Genomic DNA, 23,919 nt, shown 5'->3' with positions numbered 1-23,919 from the left:
TAATTGCGCCTTGGCCTTTAAGGCTTTGCGCTATTTTTATCTGATATCAATCTGAATCAGTGTCGGCAAATCGACCTTGCGTCACTGCGCTCTCAAAGATACCGATACACATCATTAGCAAGGTGCGAGGAAATCCCTCGCACCGGCTGTTAAGCTAAGCGGGTCGTGGTTGTTTATCTTCTTCTGTATGTCCTTCCGTCTGGTGCACCGCGTGCTTCAGCGCCTGATCAAGACGGAATGCTTGGCCGAAACCTTTAACGTAGTTACCGGAACGGGGCGAAAAACGGTAGAAATTGAAGTCTTTCATGCCACACAACTGATCGACGATATCACCAAAGGTCTGTTTCATTTCCTGTTTCAGAGGCACCGCTTCTCGAGCATGTTTATCAATACACACCACATCGCAATCAATCACCACACGTTCGCGCGCGAATAGATGACGCGCCTTATCTTCTGGTTCAACCAGCATTAGCGATGCTCTCGGAGAGTGCTGAAGATTGCGTGCGTGTTGTGAAACAGTGCTGAGTAACATCACAAAGTTATTGCCTTCTCGGACAAACGGACCGTAACTCGCTAGCGGCGTGCCATGCTCATCAACAGTGCCCAATTGGGCCGTTGAAAATTGCTCAATAAATCCCTGAACCTTCGCAGGTAAACGTTCTAGCTGTTCTTTTCGGTACAAAATACAGTTCCTTTCATAATGATAGTTATTCCACCAATTCAATTTTGTTTAGTGTGGTGGCCACTTGCTGTAACACAGTGCGAATAGTGCGGTTATTTGCTGGGTAATACTGACCAGGACTGGCACAAGATTGCATCGAAGGTGAGCGGTTATTGAAATCCACTGCAATAACTTCGATGCCTTTTCGTTTCATTTCTCGACAGAGCATGACCTGCTTGCGATCACGTAACTCGGGGGCTGCTAAGTGGTCACCATCGGTGAACAACACCATGACTTTTTTGTTGTTCTTCAGACCATAGTCACGAGGTAATTCGCTCTTGGTGCGATCCCACTCTCCACGCCACTCAGGTGACAGCAAACGCCACGCCCACATCACACCTTCCGCGTTATTGGTGTTCATTTCCGGGTAAAGTGTTTTTAAACCATCAACAAATTCACGATAGTTGGAGATGTATGACTGAACACTGCTAACCCCACAGTCAAATGAGTCGAACAGCGCATGCATGTGCTTCCAATCCGGGTTATATGGCGAGTTGTTACTTGGGATATAGGAATGCAATGGCATGCCATTTTTGTATGTATCTCCTGGTGGCGGCTTGCGTTGGGTTTCAAGATAGAAGCGGATGTTTTGTTGTCTAGGTCCAAGTTCCAAGCTACGGATCCACTTTGGGCTGAGTAAACTGGGACTGGTTAAGTCCGACTGAACTTCCGGTAATTGCATACACATTGCTTTGCGCCAGCGACCTGGTACTGTTGGACTGAGCAGGTTCTTCCACCCTTGCTCTTTTGCCAATGTACGCAATGATCGTGGAATCGCTACCGCGTCAGATTTAAGAAAATTTGGGCGCCAGCCGACATTAACCAATCCGGTTGCGGGTACGATGCTGATGGTTTTGCTCAGATTTCGTCTTTCTTCGGCGTATAAGATGTCGGCAAAATCTCGTAAGCCATCGATCGCCTGAGCCATAGGCACACCCTCCATTGAGCCAGATACATCCAACATGATGACGATTTCCAGTGTCGTCTGGTGTAAGCGGGAAACGGCTTGGTGACGAATCTGCAGGTCTCCGGAGATCAATTCCTCATTGAGAACCAGTTCGCTAGCCTTTACTTTGCCGGTCACGGTCGTCGTGGTGAAATCATCACGTTTATCTAGCCTTGAGCGAGACGCTGCCAAACCTGTGGTCTCGTCATTGACATTGGCGTTCAACAGTTGATTGGCGTCTTGATCCGCGCTGACACTGTCAGATGAAGAATAAAGCACAGCATCGGCCAGCATTGAGAGACGACTATCGGTGGTACTGGTGACAACCACCAACAGAACAAAGCTAAAGAAGGTCAGCATACCAGCGAGAAATATCGCCGCCGACACCGACACCACGCCAAGCTGATGGTGACGAGAAATAACCGATGTGGATAATGGCGTCATCAGTTAGTCTCCCTAATCATATGAGAATAGAAACGACCATTTGGCCATAGCTTCCAAATCGCGTTGTTGCTGACACTGCCATGTGGCTGGAAGCAGATTGCGACTTCTACTAAGCTGCCGACCTCAAAGTTCGGCCATTGTTCACTCAACGGGCACGATGAACTCACCATCACTGGCGTGGTTTCCTTAGTCGCCGCATTGTGCATCGCGATCGACAAATTCACGCTGCCTTTAGCAATGTTCGAAAGTTGCTGTTCGGCAAAGCCACTAAAGTACGGGAGCTGGGCGATATTGTTTTCAATCGTCAGGGTCCGACGGTTGCCCACCATCTCAAGAATGTTGTAATTGAGGTTCACCAAGCGTTGTTCGACGCGAAGGATGGTCAGTATTTCTGACGCCGCCACAATCACGGTCAGTAGCATCGGCAGGATCATAGCCACTTCTAGACTGACACTGCCTTGTAAACGACGTTTACGCGCGGAAAAAATCGGATATCGAAACATAGTTAATCGAACAACAAGTCCTGTGAAGCAATCAAGGTGCTAGTAAATACCAAAGGTTCTGGGTATAGCGTGGCTAACGGGCTGATTTCCATTTGTGTGGAGAGCGTCGCGGTCACCTGAAACACCGGGTCTCTTGGGCGAAAGACCGTGCTGACCTCATCGTCGTCCTGCCCCACCCGGAGCAACTCTTCCAACGAGTCATAACGAATAATGCTGACATCGACCTGGTCGATAAAACCGTAACTGTTGTCATCAATCATTCGTTTGATAACAGAGGGGTTTAACGGCTTAACGCGCCAGTCTTCGGCTAACAGCACCCGCAGCGAGCTACGCATCGCGTGTTCCAACAGTCCGTATTGCAAATGGACTCGGGTGATATCGAAGAAGGCTAACAACACCGCTAACACAGCGGGAAACAGCAGCGCCGTTTCTAAACTGATAACACCACGCTGGCGAGTACGACGCTGGCTCATTGGGTCTTCCGCATTACCGCCAAACGCGCATTAAGCAGCGAGAGGTCACGTTCGACTTCACTCGCTGGCAAATGACGAGCTAGTAGCGCTCGGGCTTGGTCCTCGTTGCCTTCCGCCAGTAATAGCAGCGCGAAATTCAGCTCAACCTGTTGAGGTAATTGCTGATACGCCAATAACGGCGAAAACGTTGTGCGTGCTTTCTCGACCTGATTGTCATGCAGATAACTTATCGCCAAGTTTGAACGAAAATGAGGGTTGTCCGGTGAGAGCATAATCGCTTGCTGCAACGCGGTTCTTGCTTGCTGAGCATCACTGTCTAATAACGCGATACCTAAACCGTTATGCAGTTGCGCTTCGACCTGTGGCTCGTCCGCTTTGGGCAGACCTAATCTATATGCTTCAGTGGCTTCAGTCACACGACCATTGCTAAGCAAATAGCGGCCAAGGTACATACACGCCTGCGCCGAGATAGCTTCTGGATGCGCGCAGACGTAACGCAATTTCGCCATCGCGGTTTCTTTCTTGTCCTGACGATACTGACTACGAGCCAACATCATTTGGTATTTGAGGTTGTCCGGCGACAGTTCAAGCAACTTCAGATACTGCTGCTCCGCTTTTCCATACTGACCATAGTTAAACGCAGCCTCGGCAAGGGCTTGGGTATTGTCTTCGGTTTGCTTTTTCACTTTGCTTGCCGTCGCACACCCGAATATCAAGGGGCTGAGACAGACCAACAACAGCCATTTGATCGGATTTGTGGTCATCATTTTAAACTCTCCAACAACAGGTTCATGGTCGGTGCAACGATCAGCACCATCAATGGCAACATAATGAAAGCCATTTGAATCAGCGTAATGCGTCCCGGCAACTTACCGGCCTGCTCTTGCAACGCCATTTTGCGCAACTGCCTTGCATCAGAACTGATGGTGCGCATGGTTTCCGCCAATGGAGAACCATATCGCTCGGCCATCGCCAGCGTACTAGCGAGACGTTCGAGCTCTTTCAATCCGGTTCGCCACGCCAGCTTTTTCAGGCACTGTGCGGATTCGCCCCGAACTTGAATTTCGGCGTGGGTGCGCAACATCTGCCGCGCCAGCATCGGTTCAACATCCAACAGATATCGGCCGACTTTTTCCAACGCCCTTTCCAGCGACAGTCCAGCTTCAACGCTGATCACCATCAGGTCTATCGCGTCAGGCACAACCTGTTGCTGCTTTTGTTGCGCTTGCATCGCCTGACGGCGCAGCCAATACTCGGGTAAATTGGAGCCCACAACGTAACCAATTAGGGTCATCATTAAGGTGTATGCATCGACCAACTCCCCTTGAACAGCCTGCCAAACCAACGCCGCCCCCGCACTCAACAAACCCAAAAAGAGTTTGGCACCACGTACCGTGTTCAAAGCCTTAGACGACGCGATGCCCGCGTGTTCCAACATCTGCTGCAAACGGGATTTCTCTTTCTCCGACACCGGGTATAGCACCCCTAGGCCGACAAGAAATGAAGACGAAGAACGCTCTACTATCGCGTTGTCATCACTCAGTTTTAAATAACGCGCACATTGCAGTTGCCAACGGCTTTGTGATTGCTGCGATAGAAACAACCACACCAAGACAAACATGCCCACTACACCTACTCCCAGTAAGCTGACTAGCGTCATTGATGAGAGGATCCACTGTTCCATGCGCTATCCTTTTAACTGAGTCATACGGCGGATCAGATACAAACCACCTAAAATACTGCCCACCACATACGCCATGACGATTTGCCCGCCGTTTGAGGTCATCAGAAAATCAAAATGCTCACGTCCAGTAGTAAACAACACCAGACACACCAAAATCGGCAGTGCCGCGAGTACTTTGGCTGAGTTACGCGATTCAGAGGTAATACTTTGAATGCTGGCGTTGAGTTCGGCTCTCGATCTCAATGTGTGCCCTAGCCTTTCCAGCACTCCGGTTAAGCGCCCTCCCGTTTCCTGCTGTAAGCTCAGCACGATAGTAAGAAAACGAAACTCAGCAATTGGCATACGTTGAGCGGCGTTTTTCATCACTTCATCCAGAGTCTGACCGACTTTCAGTTCGTCGTGCATGTTGTCAAACAGGCGCGCGGTCACGTCTTGGTGTTGCTGAGCCATCTCATGAAACACATCAACCATCGGAGCACCAACACGCAAAGCGCGGATTAAACCGTCAATGACATCCGGCAGTTCATCGCGAAACTGGTCTTTGGCTTTTTGTTGCAATTGTTGATAAGCAAACCATACAACCAACAGCACGGTACTCACGCTCAGCGGCAAGGCCACATACCAGTCCATACCGTTAAAACTGAGTAAAGCTGGCGCGACAACGAGCGATGCGACGACACCAAGTTGCCACTGCTTTAACTTTTCCGGGCTGACAAAGGTTTGTAGGTTCTGATACCACACCCATTCGCACCAAAAAGGCGGACGCTGGGCAGCACTGGCCTCCAAGTTCAGCAACGTGTAGCGTCTGAGTTGACGCTGCCAGTGATCCTGACGTTGAATCATGCGCCACAGCAGCGCACCTGCGACAATCCAAACCGCCATAATGATGATCAGTAACTTCACTGTGGCGCCTCCACGCAGTGGCGCAATGCCTCTTCTTTGGCAAAATGAGCCGCTTTATCCAGCAAGGTGGGAGAAATTGACTGAGCGGTAAAGCGGCCGTAGATATTCTGCTGCTCGGCACGGGTCAGTTCGAAGCGGAACACCGGGCTTAGCTCGATCTGCTCACCTTTCATACCAACTACTTCACTGATGGCAGTAATCCGACGACGCCCATCGCGCATCCGCTCGAGTTGCACCACTAAATCAATCGCACTGACAATCTGGCTGCGGATAATATGGTCGGATAAACGTTCTCCGCCCATTTGCAGCATATTGGTTAAGCGCACAATCGCATCTTGTGGATTGTTGGCGTGCAAGGTACACAACGAACCATCATGGCCGGTATTCATCGCTTGCAACATGTCAAACGCTTCCGCACCGCGAACTTCACCAAGCACGATACGATCTGGACGCATACGCAGTGCGTTTTTCACCAAATCACGCACCGTTACCTCGCCGTTGCCTTCGGTGCTGGCATTGCGGGTCTCAAGCGGTACCCAATGTGGCTGCGCCAAGGATAGTTCGGCAGCATCTTCGATGGTCAGAATACGTTCGTCTTCACTGATGTGCCGACTCAGCGCATTCAATAAGGTCGTTTTACCCGAACCTGTACCACCGGAAATTAATATGTTGCAGCGGCAATAGGTCGCCAGTGCGAGGAATTCCGCCATTTGCTCTGACAAGCTGTCGTTGTCGACCAGATTCGACAACATCAACTTACTCGCAGGAAATTTACGGATCGAAATGCAGGTTCCATGCAACGCCAGAGGCGGCGCGATCACATTGACGCGACTGCCGTCTTTTAGGCGTGCATCTACCATCGGATTGGATTCATCTACCCGGCGGCCAATCGCATTGACAATCCGCTGGGCAACGTTCAGTACATGTTTGGCATCGCGGAAACGAATATCGGTTTTTTCTAGCTTGCCGCGTCGTTCGACGTAAATGGTTTCAGGACCATTCACCAAGATGTCGGACACATCCGGATCCTCGAGTAACGGTTGAATGGGACCGATACCGACCATTTCATCGACCAATTGTAGTCCTAAAACTGCCAGCTCCTGACGGTTATAAGGCAACATTTTCCGTCCAGAAATGGTATTGAGTGCATCTTTGACACGCGGCAGCAGATCATCACGGGATAAACTCGCAGCGATCGATGGATCGACCAGTTCGTAAAACGCACTTTTGGCGTCATCCGTCATCGAAAGCAGTTCGTGGCTGCGGGTCTTGTGGATTAACACATCTTGCTTAAACATCGACTTACCCTTTCTGTTCTGCCGAAGCGGCACCCAGCACTTGCCCTAACTGGTGGATTTTTTTGCTGAATTTTGAACGCTCAGCCAACAGTGGTTTGCCTTCTCTTTCCGCTTTATCGAACGCTTTGGCATCAAACGGCAGTTCAACGCTCAACTCCAACCCCAGCGCTTTGGTGATTTCCTGTTTAGGCACTCGACCTTTACCGTGGCGGCACAAGTTGCCGACTAAGATTTGTCGCTGGTGTTTCAACGGCGTATTGGCGCGGAGCTTGGCCAGATAGCGGAAGCTGTTCAGGCTGTAGTCAGTGACAAAAATGCAGTTGTCAGCCTGCTCTACGATCGCAGGCATCGCAGGGTGATTAAGGTTCGGTACGTCCACAATCACTGTTGCGTAGTGCTCCGCCAGCGCTTGGATTGTCTCTGCGGGTTGCTGCACGTCATCATGTGGCAGTTGACTATCCTGACCATAAAACAAATGCAAACGCTTGGTGAGTTGTTGGCTACTGTGCGCCAATAAGGTTTCGTCGATACGCTCAGCGTCGGCAATGATGTGCTCCAGATGCGGGTCATAATCGGCACCCAATAGGATTGGGTGTTGGCTGTGGAACAGGTCAAAATCAACTAAGGCAACAAACTGATGTTGTTGCTCGGCTAAGAAGTACCCCAAGTTCGCCGCGATGGTACTCGCGCCACACCCACCCGTACTGCCAAGTACACAAATCACACGCCCCTGACGCAATGGCTTGGCCACTTGGTGCCCTTGAAGATGCAGTAAGCTTAATCGAATCGCATCGGCATCTAACGGCGTGGTGTGGTAGTCGTTCACACCCGAGAACATAAGGCTACGGTACAAGGCGACTTCTTGTTTTTTACCCAAGACGATCAGCTTCATCTGTGGCGGACAATACTCCGCCAGCTTACGCAGCGCAGCTTCCAATCCCAGACAGTCACCGCCGTCAACGATGAGCAAGTCAGGTGCACCCTGTTTGACACACCAGAGCCTAGCCGCTTCGATATCGCCTTTGTTCACCTGAATGTCTTGCGTGGTCAAGTCACCTTTTAGCTGCTCAAGCACTTGTTGGCTATGGCTATCGAGAACAAACGCGACAACATTAAATACTCTTTCAGTCACGACTTACTCTCCTGTCACTGGCTGTCTTTCTGCCGATTTAAGCTGGTTGTTGAACAAACGTTGTACCGCCCCGGTCGTCAGAGCGCTGTTCTGCTCTTGATACTCTTCACCGTGGCGCCATGCCGATTTGTTGACAACACTCTGGTATTGATTGCGTAATTGCTGGCAGGCGTGCGCCGAGACAGGTAACGACTGACGGTTGTAGCGACACGTACCCCGAACCAATTTCACTTCGAGTTCACCAGCGATCTGATTCTGCTTATCCGACTGATACGTCAGCTCTACTGGTAACTGAAAGTAATCACTCAACTGAGTGCGTAGCTTTTGTTGAGTCTGTGAGTCCAAATTCCCACCTTGCAACGAAAGGCGAATATGCCCCTGTTCTTCACGTTTGTTTACTGGGCTCAAAATATTTTTCAGGTCTAACTCAATGTTGGCTGCGGTTGTCTTAAATGAGGTTTTGTCCTGAAAGGTTGAATGCGTGCCTGTTTCGTACGGACGCTGACAACCAACCACCAATAAAAGGGGCAACGTGCTCAAAGCCAATTTCGCGAATTTCATCATCATCCTTAATAGTTGTATCCATAGTTACCAAACAGACGCTGATTGGCGTCATGGTCATCACCCATATCGCGTAGGAACAGACGTTCGAATCGATTGGCGGGACGGAATCGGTCGAGCGGCGTCGTCAATTCGCTCGGGTCGCTGGTTGGCTCAACTAAGTGAGCGGTCGCGATGATGACTAACTCACTTTCTGAGTTCTTAAAGCTGTTGCTACTGAACAGTGGCGCAAGGAAAGGAATTTCGCCTAGAAATGGCAGTGCTTCGATTTTATGGTCTTGATAGGTTCGCACCAGGCCAGCCAGCGCAAAGCTCTGACCATCAGCCAACTCAATCGTTGTCGTAGCGCGGCGGCTTTCAATACCGGGAACTTCGACACCGGCAATAGAGACGCTGTGCTCACGACTCAGCGTAGAAACTTCCGGTGCGACGGTAAGACTGATTTGTTTGTTACTCAGCACTGTCGGGGTCAGCTCTAAAGAAATACCAAAGCGTTTAAACTCGATACTCACACCGTCGTCACTGTTGTCGACAGGGAAAGGAAACTCGCCCCCCGACATAAAGGTTGCCGCTTCACCTGATTTTGCCGTCAGATTAGGTTCAGCCAACACGTTGACCAAACTGTCTTCAACCAAAGCATCGATGATGACATTCAAGCCATGCTGACCATTTCCATCGGGTAATGTGTTGGAAGGAAATTTATTGCCTGGAGTCACACCCAGCGCCGTCTGCAATGTGTCCCATGTCCCCCAGCGCATATTACCGATCGAACTCCAGCGCAGACCTAACTGTTCACTGGTCGAGCGTTCCATTTCGACAATGCGTACCGAAATGTTCACTTGGGCGCTACCTGCGGTTTTAAGCTGGTTAACCACCAATGGATAGACGCCCATGCCACCGCCCGGTTTTGCCATACCTTCACCACGGCCGCCACTACTACCACTTTCGCTCGTTGGCGCTGCTAAGGTTTGCTCGTCTACTTCTTGTAGCCCTTTAGCAAACCCTGACGCTATGCTTAGGATCTCGTGCGCCTGAAGTGCATTGGCCACTTCGCCCATCGCAACAATAGCCCCTTTGCTGTGTACAAACGTTACTTGAGCATCGGGAAACGCGTGTTGCACCGCTCGTTCTAGGTCAAACAGATCGGCCGCTACCACTATTTTGTAGTGCGCCAGTGTACGGGCATTGTCTCCGAGCACTAAGATGTCGGTTTCGCCTAAGGCTTTGCCCGACACCATCACGTGACGGTTGGAAGGTGCGTGGACCACGACCAACTCTGGGTCAGAAACAAAAATATCTTTCACATCATCGGCCACCGTGATCAGACGGTTTTGGTTGATAGTGAGATTCAAGGTCTGGCTTGCTGCTAACGCCCACGGTGAAGCAAACAATGCCAACGATACGTAAAGTATAAAATTTCGAAGCAAAGACATGATTTATCTCGTTGTGCTCTTTTCTTGGGTACGAATATCTTCGCCACTGAAAATACGAATGGTGTGCTGAGGCTTGCGGTCCGGATGATGGTTGTCCGACAACTGTTCATCCCACAGGGTGGCAACGCTTGATGTCATCACTGACGGTTCTTCCTGCTGAACGCCGCGTAAGATTAGCGATAAGTCCCCCAACGTTTTTGCTAACAACAAACGTTGCGCCCCTTCTGGAGTGACTTCGAATGTGATCGGTAAAGCGTCACCGCCAACCATCGACATGTCGTTGCTATTTTGAAGTTTTGGTCCGCTGACAATGTCAGTCAGCGTGTTGTTGATCGCGAGCAGACGCGTATTTTCGAGAATCACGCTGGTTGCGCGCTTGGTGACTTCGCCAAAGCCTTTCTCGGATGCATGCTCATTTTCACTGGTTAAGATGACATCGACGTAATTGCCCGGTCTTAGCAAGTCATAGTTCATCCCTGCCAAGCTCATCTCCAGCGTGACCGCTCGCATGCCTGGCGAAAGCATCGCGGACATGTATTGATTCTGTTCTGGGCGGATAATGTCTGAGACTGCAAGCGGTTGATTGGCTGCGACGCGACGAGTTAACAAGCTGCCTTTAAGCACATCAGGTTTGATAAAGCCTTCAAGAAACACGTCATTAAGCTGCGTATTACTGTCGGTTGGCATTGGTGCCCAACGGAAATCTTCTGCCCTCAGTAAGGCACCCGCTTGGATGGCATATTTCGCGACTAAGATTCTCGGTACAACGGCTTTCTCTTCTACCGCCACGTCGGCGGGTTTATCTGAATGAGTTGGCGTTGAACTCTGCCATGCCACCAACAGCATTGCGACCAAGGTCGCGCCCCCGAGTAGCACAAAAATTAACTTTTTCATGATGGGTATAAACTACATATAGTGAATAGTGGTGGTTGCGGCGATGCATATCGCGACTGCATAAGGCACGGTTGTTTGCGGTTTTGCCGCAATTACTCCCCTTAACGCGAAGTAGTTAAACAACCAATACGCCACGCTTAATACTCCGCCTAACAAAGCGGTTTTTAATAGCAACCAATACCATTGTTCCAATGAGGCGTAGGCGCATATTGCCAACAATTTACTGTCTCCAGCCCCCAGCCAACGGCAGTGGAAAGCCACCAACCCAAAGACCACTATTGTGATTCCGACTAGAAATGAGTGAAGAGAAAAAGGCGTAACAACGACACAAACGCTCAACAACAAAAGCAAAAATATATTGGGAACCTTACGCTGAGACACATCGCTTAATGCAATAGAAAACAACAAGATCACCGTTATAATTTGCAATAAAAAATAAGAATTACTCGCCACCAGACCCCATGTTCATACCATCAATGATTGTTTGAAACTTTTCTTTTAAGGCACTGATAAATAAGCCATCAGAACCAAATATCGCTAATATCCCTGCTGCTAACCCGGCTGCGAGAATGCCATATTCAATCGCAGTTGCCCCTTCTTCATCGTGTATATAACGCTCAATCAAAGCTACAAAACCATTCATCAAACCAATTCCTTTCTAAAAATCATGTATCTTTCTTTTGTTATGAGAATTATTATCAATACCATTGTAAAAATCAATCTCATTTATATAATAAATGCCAATTTATTGATCATATGTAAACATATCGATCGAATAGATGCTTACAAACAGTATTAACCTCTTTCATTTCGCGAAATAACGAACGACCAACGGTTTAAATAATAAGCACATTGTTGCACCAGTGCGTTATTTCATGTTTGCTTTGATTTTTGTGTAAAGGAATATTCATGCTCTTTAGACAGCTTGTTTTGTCTGCAGCAATCGTGTTGGCGATCAGCGGTTGTAGCGATCAGCCATCAGGCTCGGATTCAACCTCGCCGGGTAATGGTTCAGGAAACGGTACGACCTCTGACTCAAGCACTACCCCGGGAAGTCCAGCCCCACCGTCAACCCAACCCGGAAGTGGTGGTAACGTCACACCACCCGCCCTGCCCACCAGCCGGTCGACGTTAACGATTTCAGGCCCTGTCGCGGGCAGCCAGAAAACTGATACGTACGCATTTAAAGTCTGTTCCGGTCAGGTTTGTGAACAATGGCAGAGTACAGTTGAAGAAGGTGGATTTGAGTATACGTTTCAGTTGTCACAATGGCCGCACGATCAGATCGTGACAGTTGAGGGGAGCAAATTAACTACTACACCTGACGTTATTTCGGCTCGGGCCTACTCGGCGGCCAATATTGATGCTAACTCCCCGTCATATTTCATGACGGAGCTTGATAGCCTGCGCAATATGCTAAAGTTAGACAGTAACGATGATGGTCTAGTGGATGAACTCGAAGTGCCATCAATGTCTCTGGATCCCGTAACCTTGGCGTTTAATACCGTGGCTAAATATCTCCTAGACGGAGAACTAAGTCGCTACAATAATCTGCCATACCAAGACAAGTATGAAGCGGTTCGTAGTTACCTGTCAGAAAACAGTAAAACCACATTGCTGGACCTAACGGAAGAACAACAACAAAACGTGAACTCTCACGTCGCTTCTCAGGGACGGTTTAAGAAGTATTTTGGCAATTACGTGCTTCCACTTTCAGCGGAACAATGGTTATCACTTAACGGTGATCCAAACATACCTGATGAACAAAAAGCGATTACGCTCAATACTTCTCAGATTCGCACCATACACAATCGAGACAACGACCGAAAAGCAACCTACAAGCAGCTATCTCTCACCGTTGCTCAAACATACACAGTGCAAAAGAAACTGGTATTCAACCAGCAATTAGTGATTGAATTAGCCGCTTTGTACCAACTTCTGGGGGCCAATAAGAGCATAGAAGTGGTACTGAGCGAATGGCGGGCACGCGATCTTGAGCAGCAAATTAGCGTATTGAACCCAGGAGATGGTGAAGCAACCCGGTTTGAAGGGACTTATACCATCCCCGCGACGGAAGATACGTTAGAGGAATTAGGGTTATCTGATAGGATCAATGACGACGAACTTACACTGCAAATCGACGCTAATACGATGCGAGAAGTATATCAAAACGCCCAAAACGCGCTGACTGAAGGCAAAAGTGGCGACTATGTTTTCTCCATTAAACCTATGCAATGGCCTACAGGCGAAAATACACGGCAACATATTGGCTCGAAGGTTTTAGAAAAGGCTGTCGAGTCACCCTCACAGGCGTTATGGCAACACTATGAGTCCCAATTTACCAATGATCTCAACGCTATAAACACCTATCCAGAGCTCGCACATGCCTTCTCGTCTGATGAGCAAAAAACATTCATCTTTCAACGCAAGGTTCAAGAGTTAGTACTCGCCAATCACAAGCACCCATTCAAAAACGCGCTACTGTCTTTGGCGCCAATACGGTATTTACGTATTAGTGGTCGCTTCCCGAAAGAGCTTGAACAAGCCTCTCTAAGCATTGTCCTTGGTAGCCGACCAAACCCTGAACTTGGCGGATATTATGATAAAGGCCTATATCCGTTGCGCCACCAGCCTGTAGGCTTGATTAACGGTCAAGGCCAACGGCTAAACACGCTAGATCTAACGGGTAAAAATGATTTTGTAACCACCATTGCATTACGAGATATCGATAACTTTTATTCTCGATGTAATCCGGGAAAACCTTACGAGAACGGAGAAGAGTACACCGCGGATGAAATGCAAGATACGCTGACTATCCACCTCCGCGATAATAAAACGAGTGTAGAACTGCGTTCAGTACTGGGCTCCTTTTGTGAAATTGCCAAGCTAGACGAGCAACAAGGCAACAACAATGGCATCCTTGAACATACAGAGCTAGAACGCTTGAATGTAGGCTACGTTAGCACCGCTCAAGCCGCACTGCTGTTAAAGCAATCGGTATCAAGTTACGGGACTAATACTTATATTTTCCCGTGGAAGCACGAAGAAATTGTCGAAAAATATCGCCACATGCCACGTAAGCAGATTGAGCTATTAGCCGCGTTTGCAGCGTTACAAGCAAAAGGACAAATATTCGGTTCGATGATCGACCTCGTAGAACGAGGCAGTTTTTATGACGACTTGCTGGCGTTAATTAATATCGATATGGCGGCAAAATACAATCGTATCACCGACAATAATACTTACCCTGAAGTAGAGTATCTGCAGGAACGCCTAGCCGTCGTCTATTCCATTGTCCAGCTACTGATAGAGAACCTTGACCTCAATATATCTCACATTACTCAGGAAATGATCTCACTACTGAGCGATTCAAACGTAGACAGTTATTACTTTCCAAAAGGCGTACGCCCTGGTAGTTGGGTAACGGTTTACCCGACAAACGGATTGGCCCCAACTTGCCAATCTTTAATCCAAGAAAACCAACTGTTAGGGCTACGGATTGAAGGCAGAGGCAGAAATGAGGCAGGGTCTTGGGTAACCATCGGCTGGGACACGCAACCAGCGGCGACCAATTATACACTTGGATGGGATGAAAAAAGCTTCACGCAAATTGCCCATGCACAACATGTTGTTTCCACGGAAAAACTAAGAACAACCATCAGTGGTCTTGCTTCTGAAGCTCAATATTATATTCGTGTTCAGAGTAATAGCGGCAGTCCAAGCACACTGATGACGTATGTTCCAAATCAACTTCATATTGCCGACTCTCGCGTAAAAGAAGGGATAAATGGCGATGACAGCACGCGTGGTAGAGACAACAGCTTAGCGTGTGACCTACTCACTGGACTCGCACAAAACAGTGATAAAGATGGGATCTTGGGCGCGCGTTACCTCAAGCTCGACAACCAAGGAAAGCCGTTAGTTCGACAAGACCTGTCATACAACCAGCAGCCTTTTGCGTGTGTTTTGGATGCACACACAGGGCTGGTTTGGGAGACCAAACACAACCGACGCGAAGAAGACGACTATTCGATCTATGACAACGACAATACATTCGTTATGGATGCATCAGGGCTCTCTGACACCTTTAAAGGGACTTGCACATCACCAGACACTAATAGCGTGTTGACTGATCCCAAGCAGTGTACGGTGGAAAATCAAATAAAGTGGGTCAACAACGACAAACGTTGTGGATTGGATAACTGGCGCTTACCTAGGCTACAGGAAGGTTATGGCTTAATCGATTTTGGTAAAAACAGAGCACAAAATATCGATGAACGATACTTCCCAAATTTACGTAATGTAATGTGGTTAGATTCACCAAGCATAGACGGTAAAAAATACAGAACATTGAACCCTTATCGAATAGAAGCCAATTTTGACGCCATCATACTCAATAAACCACTGATGCTAGTCAGCGACGGCTTTAACACCAATGATTGATAAGGAGTAACTCATGAAATATTTACATTTAAGCCTCGTTTTTTTATCAGCATCTTCTTATGCGGTAGAACAAACTCAAAACTGTTTACCCAACGCAAAGTTGAATCCAAATAATCGCTTCCACCAAGAAGTCATAGTCACTGATGCAGGCGACTTCAAAGTGGTCAATGATAAGGCAACTGGATTGCAATGGTCATACTGCTTTGTCGGTCAAACGCTCAGTGCCGATCAACATAGTTGTGAAGGGCAGCCTATCGTCCCTTATGATTTAGAGGGAGGGAAATACCCAAACAACCGCAAAGCGGCGATGGAGGCACTTGCGCTTGAAAATGAACGTTTAGATTACAGCGACAAGTCTTGGCGACTACCCAACGTCAAAGAGCTAATGAGTATCTACAACGAACAATGCACCCCTGCGTATTACCCAAGCTTCAGCTACACAGTGAATCAGACTGTCAGTGAAATTGATGATCTCGTGCACACAAGAATTCCATGGGGTGGTTTAGATGACGAAATTGCAAAGGCAAGAGCCGAAAGTGAAAAAGGTAAAGCATATCGAAGGCATTCAGTGACATCGGACACGGCGTTCATAGATAACAAAAAAGAGCTGAGTTATACCGTTGTTGGCTTTTCTGGGTTTGACACCCCGACAAAAACCACCGCACTAATACTGAAACCTAGTGGCATGCTGCGCTTAGTCAGGAAAACGCCCTAAGACAGGTACTTAGTTGTTCTGGTTAAGAAAAAATAACGAGTCATTCAGCCTGATTACTTCACTTGAGCTGAATGACTCTGATTAGGCACTTACACCCACTGCCCGGCAACGAAACCGGAGCTCCAGCACCACTGGAAGTTATAACCACCTAGCCAGCCAGTAACGTCCATCACTTCGCCAATGAAATACAGACCTTTGACGTTCTTGCACTCCATCGTTTTTGACGACAAATGATCAGTATCCACGCCGCCAAGCGTCACTTCTGCGGTTCGGTAACCCTCAGTGCCATTAGGCGCGATATGCCAGTTTTCGAGTACTTCAGTCACCGCTTTGAGTTGCTTAGGGCCAAATTGCTTAAGTGGTTTGTCTTCCAGCACTTTACGTTCGATCAGTACTTCCACTAAACGCTTGGGTAACACTTTAGACAGGGTATTTTTTAGGGTCTGGTTTGGATGTTTTTCCAGCGAGCGCGCCAATAGCTCATCAACGTCCACTTCCGGCACTAGGTTGATGTTTACTTTCTCACCCGGCTTCCAGTATGACGAAATTTGCAATACAGATGGTCCAGACAAGCCACGATGGGTAAACAGCAGCGCTTCTTTAAAGAGTTTATTGTTTTCTGATTTGATCTCGACTGGGATCGCGATACCCGATAGCTCGGCAAAGTCTTCTTTGTCTTCTTTATGGAGCGTAAACGGCACCAAACCCGCTGTAGTTGGCAGCACAGGTAAACCAAACTGCTCGGCAATCTTATAGCCAAATGGCGTCGCGCCCAATTTCGGCATAGAGAGACCACCGGTTGCCACCACCAGCGATGCACATTCGATCACGTTGGTGTTGGCGTGCAGGATAAATCCGCTCTCACTTTTTTCGATATGGTGAATGTCTTGCTGGTAACGCTGCTCAACGGTCGGTAAGTCACACTCAGCCATCAGCATTTTGACGATGTCTTTCGAGTCATAATCACCGACACAGAAGAGTTGTCCGTGGTCGCGCTCTTCAAACTCAATCCCGTGCTTATAGATCATCGAGATAAAGTCCCAGTTGGTGTACTGAGCCAACGCCGATTTAACGAAATGAGGGTTGCTACACAGGTAGTTTTTAGCTGTCACGTCATAGTTGGTGAAGTTACAACGACCGCCGCCAGAGATCAGAATTTTACGCCCTGGTTTTTTTGCATGGTCCAGCACCAGCACTTTACGTCCACGCTTACCTGCTTCTGCAGCGCACATTAACCCTGCGGCACCTGCTCCGATAATGACAACGTCAAATTTCTCTGCCATGACAACCACTCAAACTAAACCACTAAACAATAAAAAAGGATGTGCTAAACGCACATCCTTTGCAAATTAGGTCGCTATTCTAGCGGCAATCGAACTGATTGCCAATTCACCAATCAGAGAATTAACGCAGCAAATAAGGTCACTCCAAGCAGCGAGGTAGAGAGGATAAACAGCTCTCTCACGCGCTCGCACTTGCCAGTGAACACTTCATCATGATGATGGTGATACTCTTTGCTCTTAAGGTAGTGGAAAAGTCTCACCTGCTTGGTGACATTACCATGCGTGGTAAAGAAACCATTGCCATCCACCTGTTGGTAAAGCAAAGGATGTGCTTCACGCATAATGTAGATAAGAGAACGCAGCGCAGTTAGGTATCTGACCATATTAACGATGGTAACCAGCATTAGCGCGAATAGAATGGTATCGACAGTGATCATCTTTTCCCCCTTACATCTTCGGATATGATGCCCAGAAGAAAAAGACGATCTTTACAGAGTCTTTCGCTGAAGTTTATTCAGCAGGGGCATCCATAATCGAAGATGAACCTTCTTTTGCTAGAGCCGCTAGGTCTTTATCAATAAAGAACAGCGCTTTGCCGTCTTCACCCACTAAGTCTAGCTTGTCTAAAATCCCTTTAAATAACTTCTCTTCCTCGTGCTGTTCAGCTACGTACCACTGCAAGAAGTTGAAAGTTGAGTAATCTTGGGACGTAAACGCTAGATGAGCGAGCTTATTGATTTTTGCAGTAATCATTTGCTCATGCTCATAGGTTTCGCGGAACACTTCACCCAGGCTTACAAACTCATGTTTTGGCGCTTCAATCGCACCTAGAATCGGCATTGCCCCTGTTTCGCTCACGTAGGTGAACAGACGCTGCATGTGCTCCATTTCCTCTACGGCATGCACACGTAAAAATTCGGCTGCACCTTCAAAACCTTTATCTTCACACCAAGCACTCATTTGTAAGTATAGATTGGATGAGAAAAATTCGAGATTAATTTGCTCATTCAATTGATCAACCATTGCTTGAGAAAGCATTTGCCACTCCTACTAAGTCTATGAACTTTAACTGACTATATCATGCCGACCACCATAACACTTTGTCGGGTGAATGTGGATCTGAGATCATTGCGACATAAATTATCCAACCTTGGTGCTAATCTTTAGTTAATCACCTAAAAGGAGATAGCACTATGAGTTATCAACATATTTTGGTTGCCGTCGATCTCTCTGAAGACAGTAAACTTTTGATCGATAAAGCGGTGTCTCTTGCGAAACCTCTTGGCGCCGAAGTGTCGTTTGTTCATATCGATGTGAACTATGCCGAACTATATACCGGTTTAATTGACATCAACCTTGCCGAAACGCAGCACCAAGCGATTCAAGCCTCGCAAAAACAGTTGCAGGACTTTGCAGACCACGCGCAATTCCCGATCAAGCATACCTTGGTGGGTAGCGGCGACTTGGGCAACGAGCTGTGTGAAACGATTCAGGAGTTTAACTTTGACCTCGTCGTGTGCGGTCATCATCAGGACTTCTGGAGCAAGCTACTCTCTTCCACTCGTCAACTGATTAACTGTACACCGGTTGACCTATTGGTCGTGCCACTTAAAGACTGATAGTTAGACAGTTTTCGTATAGACTGCAGAGCAATTATTGATAATGAGTATTAATCATGGCTTATCTCTCTGCAGTCACCCTATTATGGGCGTTCTCGTTCAGCTTGATCGGCGTTTACCTCGCTGGTCAGGTTGATTCATGGTTTTCTGTGTTAATGCGCGTTGCATTAGCCAGCCTAGTGTTTATTCCTTTCTTAAAGTTTAAAGGCGTTGAAAAGTCTTTGATCGCTAAAATGATGGTTATTGGCGGTTTTCAGCTAGGCTTGATGTACTGCTTTTACTACCAGTCGTTCTTATTGCTCTCGGTACCCGAAGTTCTACTCTTTACTGTATTTACGCCGATCTACGTCACTTTGCTCTATGATTTTTTGAAAGGTCGCTTTTCACCTTGGTATTTACTGACAGCCGCAATCGCCGTCGCTGGCGCGGCCTTCATTAAGTTTGCCGGCATTAACGAAAACTTTGTCATCGGTTTCTTAGTCGTACAAGGCGCGAACATTTGTTTTGCGATTGGCCAAGTCGGGTATAAATACCTGATGGAGAAAAAGCCTCTCGACCTTCCTCAACACACTATCTTTGGCTACTTCTATCTTGGTGCTTTGTGTGTAGCATTGCTTGCTTTCGCGCTGATGGGTAACTTGGAGAAAATGCCGACCACCAGCACGCAATGGGGAATTCTGATCTATCTCGGGCTGATTGCTTCTGGTCTGGGCTACTTTGCTTGGAACAAAGGCGCGACTATGGTTAATGCGGGCGCATTGGCGGTAATGAACAACGCGTTGGTCCCAGCAGGCCTTATCGTCAACATCGTGATCTGGAACCGCGACGTGGACTTGCTACGTTTAGCTATCGGCGGGGCCATTATCATGTTCTCACTGTGGGTCAACGAAACCTGGGTGAAGCGTAAAGTCGAGCAAAGCTATCGCGCTGCGAGCTGAATAACCTGAACTAGGGATAACCTAAGCCTCTCAGTACAGCTCTTCTAGCGCCTAACGTCGTTAAAATCAACACAATAGACCAGCTATTGACTTATGATTTTGCCTAGTTATGCATCTAGAATCTCAGCACTGAGTTATAAGAAAGTATCTATATTTTAAAATCAAAGAGTTATAGTCTTTCTTATCCCAAGTTCAGGTTAAACAAAAAAACGCTCTCCGATTGGAGAGCGTTTTTTTATGTCCTTAATGCACCTGTGGTTCGCTCTGCACTTCGAGCAGACTCGGAATCACATTCACCAAGGCTTGATTCTCACTAACTTGCGCCTCGAGTTTACGCTGGCGCTTCAATAATTTGTGTTGTTTCTTAGCGAGCTTAAACAGCTTTTTCTGCTGCTTATACTGCTTCTTCAATGCCTTCTTAGCTTTCTTCAGTGCCTTTTTATCCGATAAGTCCAGTGACGGAGCTGTCGGCATGACGGACACTTCGTGAATAGCGTGGTTAACTTGGTTGCGAGCCGATTTCTCTTTCACTCGTTCTATCACACGGCGCACCGCTTGTGCTTTGCGTTCACTGTGATTATCTGTTGATGGTCCAATCGGCGCGGGTAACGCTTCGGCGAGCAAACCACACGCTCTCTGCTGTTCAACAGGGGCGGTTTGACACATTTGAGGAGGAATGGCAGCAGGCTTGCACAATGCGCCTTTAGAAGCCGATGAGCGCGCACAAGAGCGGCAAACAAACTTAGGCTCTACCACTAAACGATGGATCTCACCTAGGTTGTCTGCGATTTGTTTACGGCTCATTTTACACAGTCGCTTCGACATACCTTACCCCACACAAGAATACGAATAGTTCTTAGTAAGATATACTCTCTCTCGAAGGGTTACGCAAGGCTTTCGTGCGTTCAGATTGCAGCAATGGGCATTAAGTCATTGATGCTTTAACATAAACATCAAAGCGATTCTTTTTGGTTTCAATCGCCATCGTCGGCTTTTGATCCGCGAGCCAATTGGCGTAATCGGGTCTTTTCACCACAACCCGTTTCGTCGCCAGTGTTAACGCTGGTTGCAGCAAATTATCGGCATCTAAATCAGCGCCGACCAAAGACTGGAACACGCGCATTTCTTTTTTGACCAACGCGCTTTTCTTTTTATTTTCTGGGTGTGGGTACATCGGGTCTAGATACACCACGTCTGGTTTAGTAAAGCTTTCGTCTTGAGCTAAGTCATCCAATGCGGTGTGGCTTGAGGCGTGAATCAACGACATTCGCTCACCTACCCAACCACCGATTTCAGGGTCTTGTTTTGCACGCTGTAGACCATCATCAAGTAACGCCGAAACCACTGGATGGCGTTCAACCATTTGTACTTTGCAGCCAAGTGACGCAAGGACAAAAGCATCTCGTCCAAGGCCCGCGGTACCATCAAGTATCGTAGGCGTTGCGCCTTTGTTGAGCCCAGCCGCTTTGGCTATCGCCTGTCCTTTACCACCACCAAATTTGCGTCGATGGCCAACCGCACCGCCGATTAGGTCAACGAAAATTGCACCTAACTTGGGTTCGTCTAGTTTTCGCAGTTCCAACCGTCCAGCCGTCAACACTAACGCGAACTCACTGTCTGAGCTGTGCTCTAATCCCCAGCGCTGGGCGATACTTTCTAGCTGCTCAAGTTGACTTGGCTCTTCACAAATAAGTTGTAACTGCACGATGGGCTCCGAAACTGGTAGTTTAACAAGCGCAAGTGTAATGGATTTTGCTAAGTGGTACTAACTTCTTAACCGTTGCTAAGGATTATTGACTAGTGTCTTGCACCAAAACGGCACTAAAATAGAACCACACTCATCCGGCGTAGCGATAACAGGAGATCACTATGTACGCGCACAATACAAAAATGGACGATTTGGATCGCGCCATACTCAAAACACTAATGGAAGACGCGCGCACACCTTACGCGGAAATGGCCAAACAGTTTGACGTCAGCCCTGCGACCATTCACGTTCGGATCGAAAAAATGAAAGCGGCCGATATCATCCAAGGCACGGAAGTGATCGTTGATACCAAAAAGCTCGGTTACGACGTGTGTTGTTTTATTGGCATCAACTTAAACGCTGCACGCGATTATCACTCAGCGCTTGAAAAGCTCAACGCATTAGAAGAAGTGGTTGAAGCGTATTACACGACGGGCGCGTACAACATCTTCGTCAAACTGATGTGTCGCTCGATAGAAGAACTTCAATACGTGTTGATTGATAAGTTGCAGGCGATTGATGAAGTGCAATCGACGGAGACGCTTATCTCACTGCAAAACCCAATCAACCGCAATGTAAACCCATAATAAAAAGACTCGCCATGGCGAGTCTTTTTATTAACGAGATTCGAGGTACTGTTTCAGCTCTTCTGCTGAAATGCCTTGCTCAGTAATGGCTTGTGCCATTAGCTCTACCTGTTCCCCTTTGCGATCTTCAATCACTTGCTGGAACTGGTAAACAATGTCACGCAACATATGTAATGGCACTTGTTTCGCCGCGCTGCGGATGCGTTCGCCACTCTGGTTACCAAGCTCGTTAAGCAGTTTGCCAAACATAATCTTTTCTGGAGAGTCTTCTAGTTGTTCCAGGACACGAGCCATCTCATAAGTTGTCATCGACATCTTTATTATTGATCCATAATTTTTTAAGGAAAGGAGCTCAAATATACATCGTTTTCCGCATGCTTCAAAGTAAATAACTCGTTAATGAACCGTCGCGCTGTGCCAACTTCTGCCACTCTTACTCATCAAGATCAATAGACCTGGCACGACGATAAGCATATGTGTCGCAATCATGGTTTGCGGCTCCATACCAAAACGCTGCACAGTACCCACTAGCAATCCTGATCCACTCATTTGGAACAAGCCCAGCAATGCCGCCGCTGTCCCTGCTTTGTCACCAAATGGGGCTAACGCCTTGCCAGCTGCCGCACCCAAAATCAGCGCAAAACCTACCGAAGACAAGAAAATTGGCGTCATAAATGCCAAAGCTGTTTGCTCCTGAGCGAGCAATAACATCACGATGCCACCTAACGCCAAAGTGACAATACCGGTCACTAGCGTTGCGTGAGTACCGTATTTATCCATCAGTTTAGGCGCCAGCATACAAGCGATGATATTGAAGATGGCGTTAACGCCAAACCACATGCTGAACTCATTCATCGTCAGGCCGTAATTTTCCATTAGCACCACAGGAGCCGATGTTACGTAAGCCAGAATCACTGCCATCGCCAATAGACAAAGAGAAGCGTGGAATACAAACGATGGTGTTTTCAGCACAGCCAAATAACGACTTGGGCGGAATACTGGCTCTGTACTTGGCGCTGGGTTGGTTTCTTTCATAAACACAACCATAGCCACCAGTGAAATACTTGCAAAGCCAGCGAGGAAGCTGAAGTTTGCTCGCCAATCAAATTGCTGAGTCAACCAGCTGCCTAGTATTGGGGCTAGTGCCGGGATAAAACAAATCGCACCATTTAGGTAACTGATCATCTTGCCGCTTTTCTGCGGACCGAAAATATCGCGAACTGTTGCAAAGGCTGCTACCGATGTCGCGCACGCACCTAAGCCTTGTAGCAAACGTGATATCAACAACCACTCGATGTTTTGAGCACTCCACGCCAATAAAGCGCTCAACGCGTAGATCGTGATACCACCCAATGCAACAGTTCGACGTCCGTATTTATCCGCCAAAGGACCGGCAAACAATTGACCGACACCCATCGCGAATAAGAACCATGTAATCGTATCTTGTGCCAGTGCGTGTTCCACGTGAAACGCAGCCGAGATCAGCGGTAATGCCGGTAGATAGATATCAATGGCAAGTGGGCTGAATAGCACCAATAATGTCAGCAGAACAAGCTGAGTTCTGCCATGCGCGGCTGGTTGAGGGGTTTGCACTG

Annotated in this window: 26 protein-coding genes; 5 read left to right on the top strand and 21 right to left on the bottom strand. The window is 47.8% G+C overall.

Features of this window, described 5'->3' with window-relative positions; genetic code table 11:
• Positions 1 to 154 precede the first annotated feature (154 nt).
• From HCZ42_RS16810 to HCZ42_RS16745, 14 genes are read right to left on the bottom strand one after another with little or no spacing between them, the layout of a single operon-like run.
• Positions 155 to 682, bottom strand: a complete 528-nt coding sequence (locus tag HCZ42_RS16810) for a HugZ family protein (RefSeq protein WP_254868981.1) — start codon at positions 680 to 682, stop codon at positions 155 to 157.
• Between the two features lie 25 nt (positions 683 to 707).
• Positions 708 to 2,111 (bottom strand): VWA domain-containing protein, encoded by a 1,404-nt coding sequence (locus HCZ42_RS16805; RefSeq protein WP_167421937.1) that lies wholly within the window; start codon positions 2,109 to 2,111, stop codon positions 708 to 710.
• On the bottom strand, positions 2,111 to 2,614 hold the full coding sequence (locus HCZ42_RS16800) for a hypothetical protein (RefSeq protein WP_167421936.1): 504 nt from the start codon (positions 2,612 to 2,614) through the stop codon (positions 2,111 to 2,113). Before HCZ42_RS16800 ends, HCZ42_RS16805 begins: the two co-directional genes overlap by 1 nt.
• Positions 2,615 to 2,616: 2 nt before the next feature.
• Positions 2,617 to 3,087 carry a TadE/TadG family type IV pilus assembly protein gene (locus HCZ42_RS16795; RefSeq protein ID WP_167421935.1) on the bottom strand — a complete coding sequence of 157 codons (471 nt, stop codon included), beginning with the start codon at positions 3,085 to 3,087 and terminating at the stop codon, positions 2,617 to 2,619.
• Positions 3,084 to 3,854 carry a tetratricopeptide repeat protein gene (locus HCZ42_RS16790; RefSeq protein ID WP_167421934.1) on the bottom strand — a complete coding sequence of 257 codons (771 nt, stop codon included), beginning with the start codon at positions 3,852 to 3,854 and terminating at the stop codon, positions 3,084 to 3,086. Before HCZ42_RS16790 ends, HCZ42_RS16795 begins: the two co-directional genes overlap by 4 nt.
• On the bottom strand, positions 3,851 to 4,771 hold the full coding sequence (locus HCZ42_RS16785) for a type II secretion system F family protein (protein WP_254868980.1): 921 nt from the start codon (positions 4,769 to 4,771) through the stop codon (positions 3,851 to 3,853). The genes HCZ42_RS16790 and HCZ42_RS16785 overlap by 4 nt, the downstream gene beginning before the upstream one ends.
• Positions 4,772 to 4,774: 3 nt before the next feature.
• A complete protein-coding gene (locus HCZ42_RS16780; protein WP_167421933.1) occupies positions 4,775 to 5,674 on the bottom strand; it encodes a type II secretion system F family protein in 900 nt (299 codons plus the stop codon).
• A complete protein-coding gene (locus HCZ42_RS16775) occupies positions 5,671 to 6,972 on the bottom strand; it encodes a CpaF family protein (RefSeq protein ID WP_167421963.1) in 1,302 nt (433 codons plus the stop codon). Before HCZ42_RS16775 ends, HCZ42_RS16780 begins: the two co-directional genes overlap by 4 nt.
• A 4-nt stretch (positions 6,973 to 6,976) precedes the next feature.
• The gene (locus HCZ42_RS16770) at positions 6,977 to 8,104 is read right to left on the bottom strand and encodes an AAA family ATPase (RefSeq protein ID WP_167421932.1); all 1,128 of its coding nucleotides are present in this window, start codon (positions 8,102 to 8,104) and stop codon (positions 6,977 to 6,979) included.
• A gap of 3 nt (positions 8,105 to 8,107) precedes the next feature.
• Positions 8,108 to 8,665, bottom strand: a complete 558-nt coding sequence (locus tag HCZ42_RS16765) for a pilus assembly protein FlpD (protein WP_167421931.1) — start codon at positions 8,663 to 8,665, stop codon at positions 8,108 to 8,110.
• An 8-nt stretch (positions 8,666 to 8,673) separates the two neighbouring features.
• The gene (locus HCZ42_RS16760; RefSeq protein WP_167421930.1) at positions 8,674 to 10,098 is read right to left on the bottom strand and encodes a type II and III secretion system protein family protein; all 1,425 of its coding nucleotides are present in this window, start codon (positions 10,096 to 10,098) and stop codon (positions 8,674 to 8,676) included.
• 3 nt (positions 10,099 to 10,101) lie between these two features.
• Positions 10,102 to 10,992, bottom strand: a complete 891-nt coding sequence (gene cpaB, locus HCZ42_RS16755) for a Flp pilus assembly protein CpaB (protein ID WP_167421929.1) — start codon at positions 10,990 to 10,992, stop codon at positions 10,102 to 10,104.
• A 12-nt stretch (positions 10,993 to 11,004) separates the two neighbouring features.
• Positions 11,005 to 11,445 carry a prepilin peptidase gene (locus HCZ42_RS16750; RefSeq protein WP_167421928.1) on the bottom strand — a complete coding sequence of 147 codons (441 nt, stop codon included), beginning with the start codon at positions 11,443 to 11,445 and terminating at the stop codon, positions 11,005 to 11,007.
• Positions 11,435 to 11,635 carry a Flp family type IVb pilin gene (locus HCZ42_RS16745; protein ID WP_167421927.1) on the bottom strand — a complete coding sequence of 67 codons (201 nt, stop codon included), beginning with the start codon at positions 11,633 to 11,635 and terminating at the stop codon, positions 11,435 to 11,437. Before HCZ42_RS16745 ends, HCZ42_RS16750 begins: the two co-directional genes overlap by 11 nt.
• A gap of 266 nt (positions 11,636 to 11,901) precedes the next feature.
• Between HCZ42_RS16745 and HCZ42_RS16740 the strand changes: the two genes are divergently transcribed.
• Together HCZ42_RS16740 and HCZ42_RS16735 are read left to right on the top strand one after the other, a co-directional pair.
• Positions 11,902 to 15,435, top strand: coding sequence for an Lcl domain-containing protein (locus HCZ42_RS16740; protein ID WP_167421926.1), 3,534 nt, complete (start codon positions 11,902 to 11,904; stop codon positions 15,433 to 15,435).
• A 13-nt stretch (positions 15,436 to 15,448) separates the two neighbouring features.
• Complete coding sequence (locus HCZ42_RS16735) at positions 15,449 to 16,150, top strand: Lcl domain-containing protein (protein WP_167421925.1); 702 nt, start codon at positions 15,449 to 15,451, stop codon at positions 16,148 to 16,150.
• An 89-nt stretch (positions 16,151 to 16,239) separates the two neighbouring features.
• Here the strand turns inward: HCZ42_RS16735 and HCZ42_RS16730 are convergent, their stop codons facing one another.
• The 3 genes from HCZ42_RS16730 to ftnA all read right to left on the bottom strand — a co-directional run bounded on the left by HCZ42_RS16730 (position 16,240) and on the right by ftnA (position 18,471).
• On the bottom strand, positions 16,240 to 17,433 hold the full coding sequence (locus tag HCZ42_RS16730) for an NAD(P)/FAD-dependent oxidoreductase (protein WP_167421924.1): 1,194 nt from the start codon (positions 17,431 to 17,433) through the stop codon (positions 16,240 to 16,242).
• Between the two features lie 113 nt (positions 17,434 to 17,546).
• Entirely contained in the window at positions 17,547 to 17,870 is a 324-nt protein-coding gene (uspB, locus tag HCZ42_RS16725) for a universal stress protein UspB (protein WP_167421923.1), read from the bottom strand.
• A gap of 73 nt (positions 17,871 to 17,943) precedes the next feature.
• Positions 17,944 to 18,471 carry a non-heme ferritin gene (gene ftnA / locus HCZ42_RS16720; RefSeq protein WP_167421922.1) on the bottom strand — a complete coding sequence of 176 codons (528 nt, stop codon included), beginning with the start codon at positions 18,469 to 18,471 and terminating at the stop codon, positions 17,944 to 17,946.
• A 155-nt stretch (positions 18,472 to 18,626) separates the two neighbouring features.
• Between ftnA and HCZ42_RS16715 the strand changes: the two genes are divergently transcribed.
• The gene (locus HCZ42_RS16715) at positions 18,627 to 19,052 is read left to right on the top strand and encodes a universal stress protein (protein WP_167421921.1); all 426 of its coding nucleotides are present in this window, start codon (positions 18,627 to 18,629) and stop codon (positions 19,050 to 19,052) included.
• 56 nt (positions 19,053 to 19,108) lie between these two features.
• On the top strand, positions 19,109 to 19,990 hold the full coding sequence (locus tag HCZ42_RS16710) for a carboxylate/amino acid/amine transporter (RefSeq protein WP_167421919.1): 882 nt from the start codon (positions 19,109 to 19,111) through the stop codon (positions 19,988 to 19,990).
• A 243-nt stretch (positions 19,991 to 20,233) separates the two neighbouring features.
• Here the strand turns inward: HCZ42_RS16710 and HCZ42_RS16705 are convergent, their stop codons facing one another.
• Positions 20,234 to 20,815 carry a hypothetical protein gene (locus HCZ42_RS16705; protein ID WP_167421917.1) on the bottom strand — a complete coding sequence of 194 codons (582 nt, stop codon included), beginning with the start codon at positions 20,813 to 20,815 and terminating at the stop codon, positions 20,234 to 20,236.
• A 100-nt stretch (positions 20,816 to 20,915) separates the two neighbouring features.
• Positions 20,916 to 21,695: a class I SAM-dependent methyltransferase gene (locus tag HCZ42_RS16700; protein ID WP_167421915.1), complete on the bottom strand. Its 780-nt coding sequence runs from the start codon at positions 21,693 to 21,695 to the stop codon at positions 20,916 to 20,918.
• 164 nt (positions 21,696 to 21,859) lie between these two features.
• Between HCZ42_RS16700 and asnC the strand changes: the two genes are divergently transcribed.
• On the top strand, positions 21,860 to 22,324 hold the full coding sequence (asnC, locus tag HCZ42_RS16695; RefSeq protein ID WP_053411040.1) for a transcriptional regulator AsnC: 465 nt from the start codon (positions 21,860 to 21,862) through the stop codon (positions 22,322 to 22,324).
• A 30-nt stretch (positions 22,325 to 22,354) separates the two neighbouring features.
• Here asnC and tsrA read toward each other — a convergent pair whose 3' ends face one another.
• A complete protein-coding gene (tsrA, locus tag HCZ42_RS16690; RefSeq protein ID WP_167421913.1) occupies positions 22,355 to 22,639 on the bottom strand; it encodes an H-NS-like global regulator TsrA in 285 nt (94 codons plus the stop codon).
• Positions 22,640 to 22,720: 81 nt separating this feature from the next.
• Positions 22,721 to 23,917, bottom strand: coding sequence for a multidrug effflux MFS transporter (locus HCZ42_RS16685; protein WP_439849003.1), 1,197 nt, complete (start codon positions 23,915 to 23,917; stop codon positions 22,721 to 22,723).
• Between the last annotated feature and the right edge of the window lie 2 nt (positions 23,918 to 23,919).

Origin of the sequence: Vibrio hepatarius (assembly GCF_011806575.1) — a bacterium.
Taxonomy (GTDB): Bacteria; Pseudomonadota; Gammaproteobacteria; order Enterobacterales; family Vibrionaceae; genus Vibrio; species Vibrio hepatarius_A.
This window is presented reverse-complemented; position numbering and strand designations above follow the sequence as displayed.

What these genes read in the sequence shown, in the direction of transcription:
- HCZ42_RS16805 (WP_167421937.1), bottom strand. Translation starts at nt 2,111, where the DNA reads ATGACGCCATTATCCACATCGGTTATTTCTCGTCACCATCAGCTTGGC.
- HCZ42_RS16800 (WP_167421936.1), bottom strand. Translation starts at nt 2,614, where the DNA reads ATGTTTCGATATCCGATTTTTTCCGCGCGTAAACGTCGTTTACAAGGC.
- HCZ42_RS16795 (WP_167421935.1), bottom strand. Translation starts at nt 3,087, where the DNA reads ATGAGCCAGCGTCGTACTCGCCAGCGTGGTGTTATCAGTTTAGAAACG.
- HCZ42_RS16790 (WP_167421934.1), bottom strand. Translation starts at nt 3,854, where the DNA reads ATGATGACCACAAATCCGATCAAATGGCTGTTGTTGGTCTGTCTCAGC.
- HCZ42_RS16785 (WP_254868980.1), bottom strand. Translation starts at nt 4,771, where the DNA reads ATGGAACAGTGGATCCTCTCATCAATGACGCTAGTCAGCTTACTGGGA.
- HCZ42_RS16775 (WP_167421963.1), bottom strand. Translation starts at nt 6,972, where the DNA reads ATGTTTAAGCAAGATGTGTTAATCCACAAGACCCGCAGCCACGAACTG.
- HCZ42_RS16765 (WP_167421931.1), bottom strand. Translation starts at nt 8,665, where the DNA reads ATGAAATTCGCGAAATTGGCTTTGAGCACGTTGCCCCTTTTATTGGTG.
- HCZ42_RS16760 (WP_167421930.1), bottom strand. Translation starts at nt 10,098, where the DNA reads ATGTCTTTGCTTCGAAATTTTATACTTTACGTATCGTTGGCATTGTTT.
- cpaB (WP_167421929.1), bottom strand. Translation starts at nt 10,992, where the DNA reads ATGAAAAAGTTAATTTTTGTGCTACTCGGGGGCGCGACCTTGGTCGCA.
- HCZ42_RS16745 (WP_167421927.1), bottom strand. Translation starts at nt 11,635, where the DNA reads ATGAATGGTTTTGTAGCTTTGATTGAGCGTTATATACACGATGAAGAA.
- HCZ42_RS16740 (WP_167421926.1), top strand. Translation starts at nt 11,902, where the DNA reads ATGCTCTTTAGACAGCTTGTTTTGTCTGCAGCAATCGTGTTGGCGATC.
- HCZ42_RS16735 (WP_167421925.1), top strand. Translation starts at nt 15,449, where the DNA reads ATGAAATATTTACATTTAAGCCTCGTTTTTTTATCAGCATCTTCTTAT.
- HCZ42_RS16730 (WP_167421924.1), bottom strand. Translation starts at nt 17,433, where the DNA reads ATGGCAGAGAAATTTGACGTTGTCATTATCGGAGCAGGTGCCGCAGGG.
- uspB (WP_167421923.1), bottom strand. Translation starts at nt 17,870, where the DNA reads ATGATCACTGTCGATACCATTCTATTCGCGCTAATGCTGGTTACCATC.
- ftnA (WP_167421922.1), bottom strand. Translation starts at nt 18,471, where the DNA reads ATGCTTTCTCAAGCAATGGTTGATCAATTGAATGAGCAAATTAATCTC.
- HCZ42_RS16715 (WP_167421921.1), top strand. Translation starts at nt 18,627, where the DNA reads ATGAGTTATCAACATATTTTGGTTGCCGTCGATCTCTCTGAAGACAGT.
- HCZ42_RS16710 (WP_167421919.1), top strand. Translation starts at nt 19,109, where the DNA reads ATGGCTTATCTCTCTGCAGTCACCCTATTATGGGCGTTCTCGTTCAGC.
- HCZ42_RS16705 (WP_167421917.1), bottom strand. Translation starts at nt 20,815, where the DNA reads ATGTCGAAGCGACTGTGTAAAATGAGCCGTAAACAAATCGCAGACAAC.
- asnC (WP_053411040.1), top strand. Translation starts at nt 21,860, where the DNA reads ATGTACGCGCACAATACAAAAATGGACGATTTGGATCGCGCCATACTC.
- tsrA (WP_167421913.1), bottom strand. Translation starts at nt 22,639, where the DNA reads ATGTCGATGACAACTTATGAGATGGCTCGTGTCCTGGAACAACTAGAA.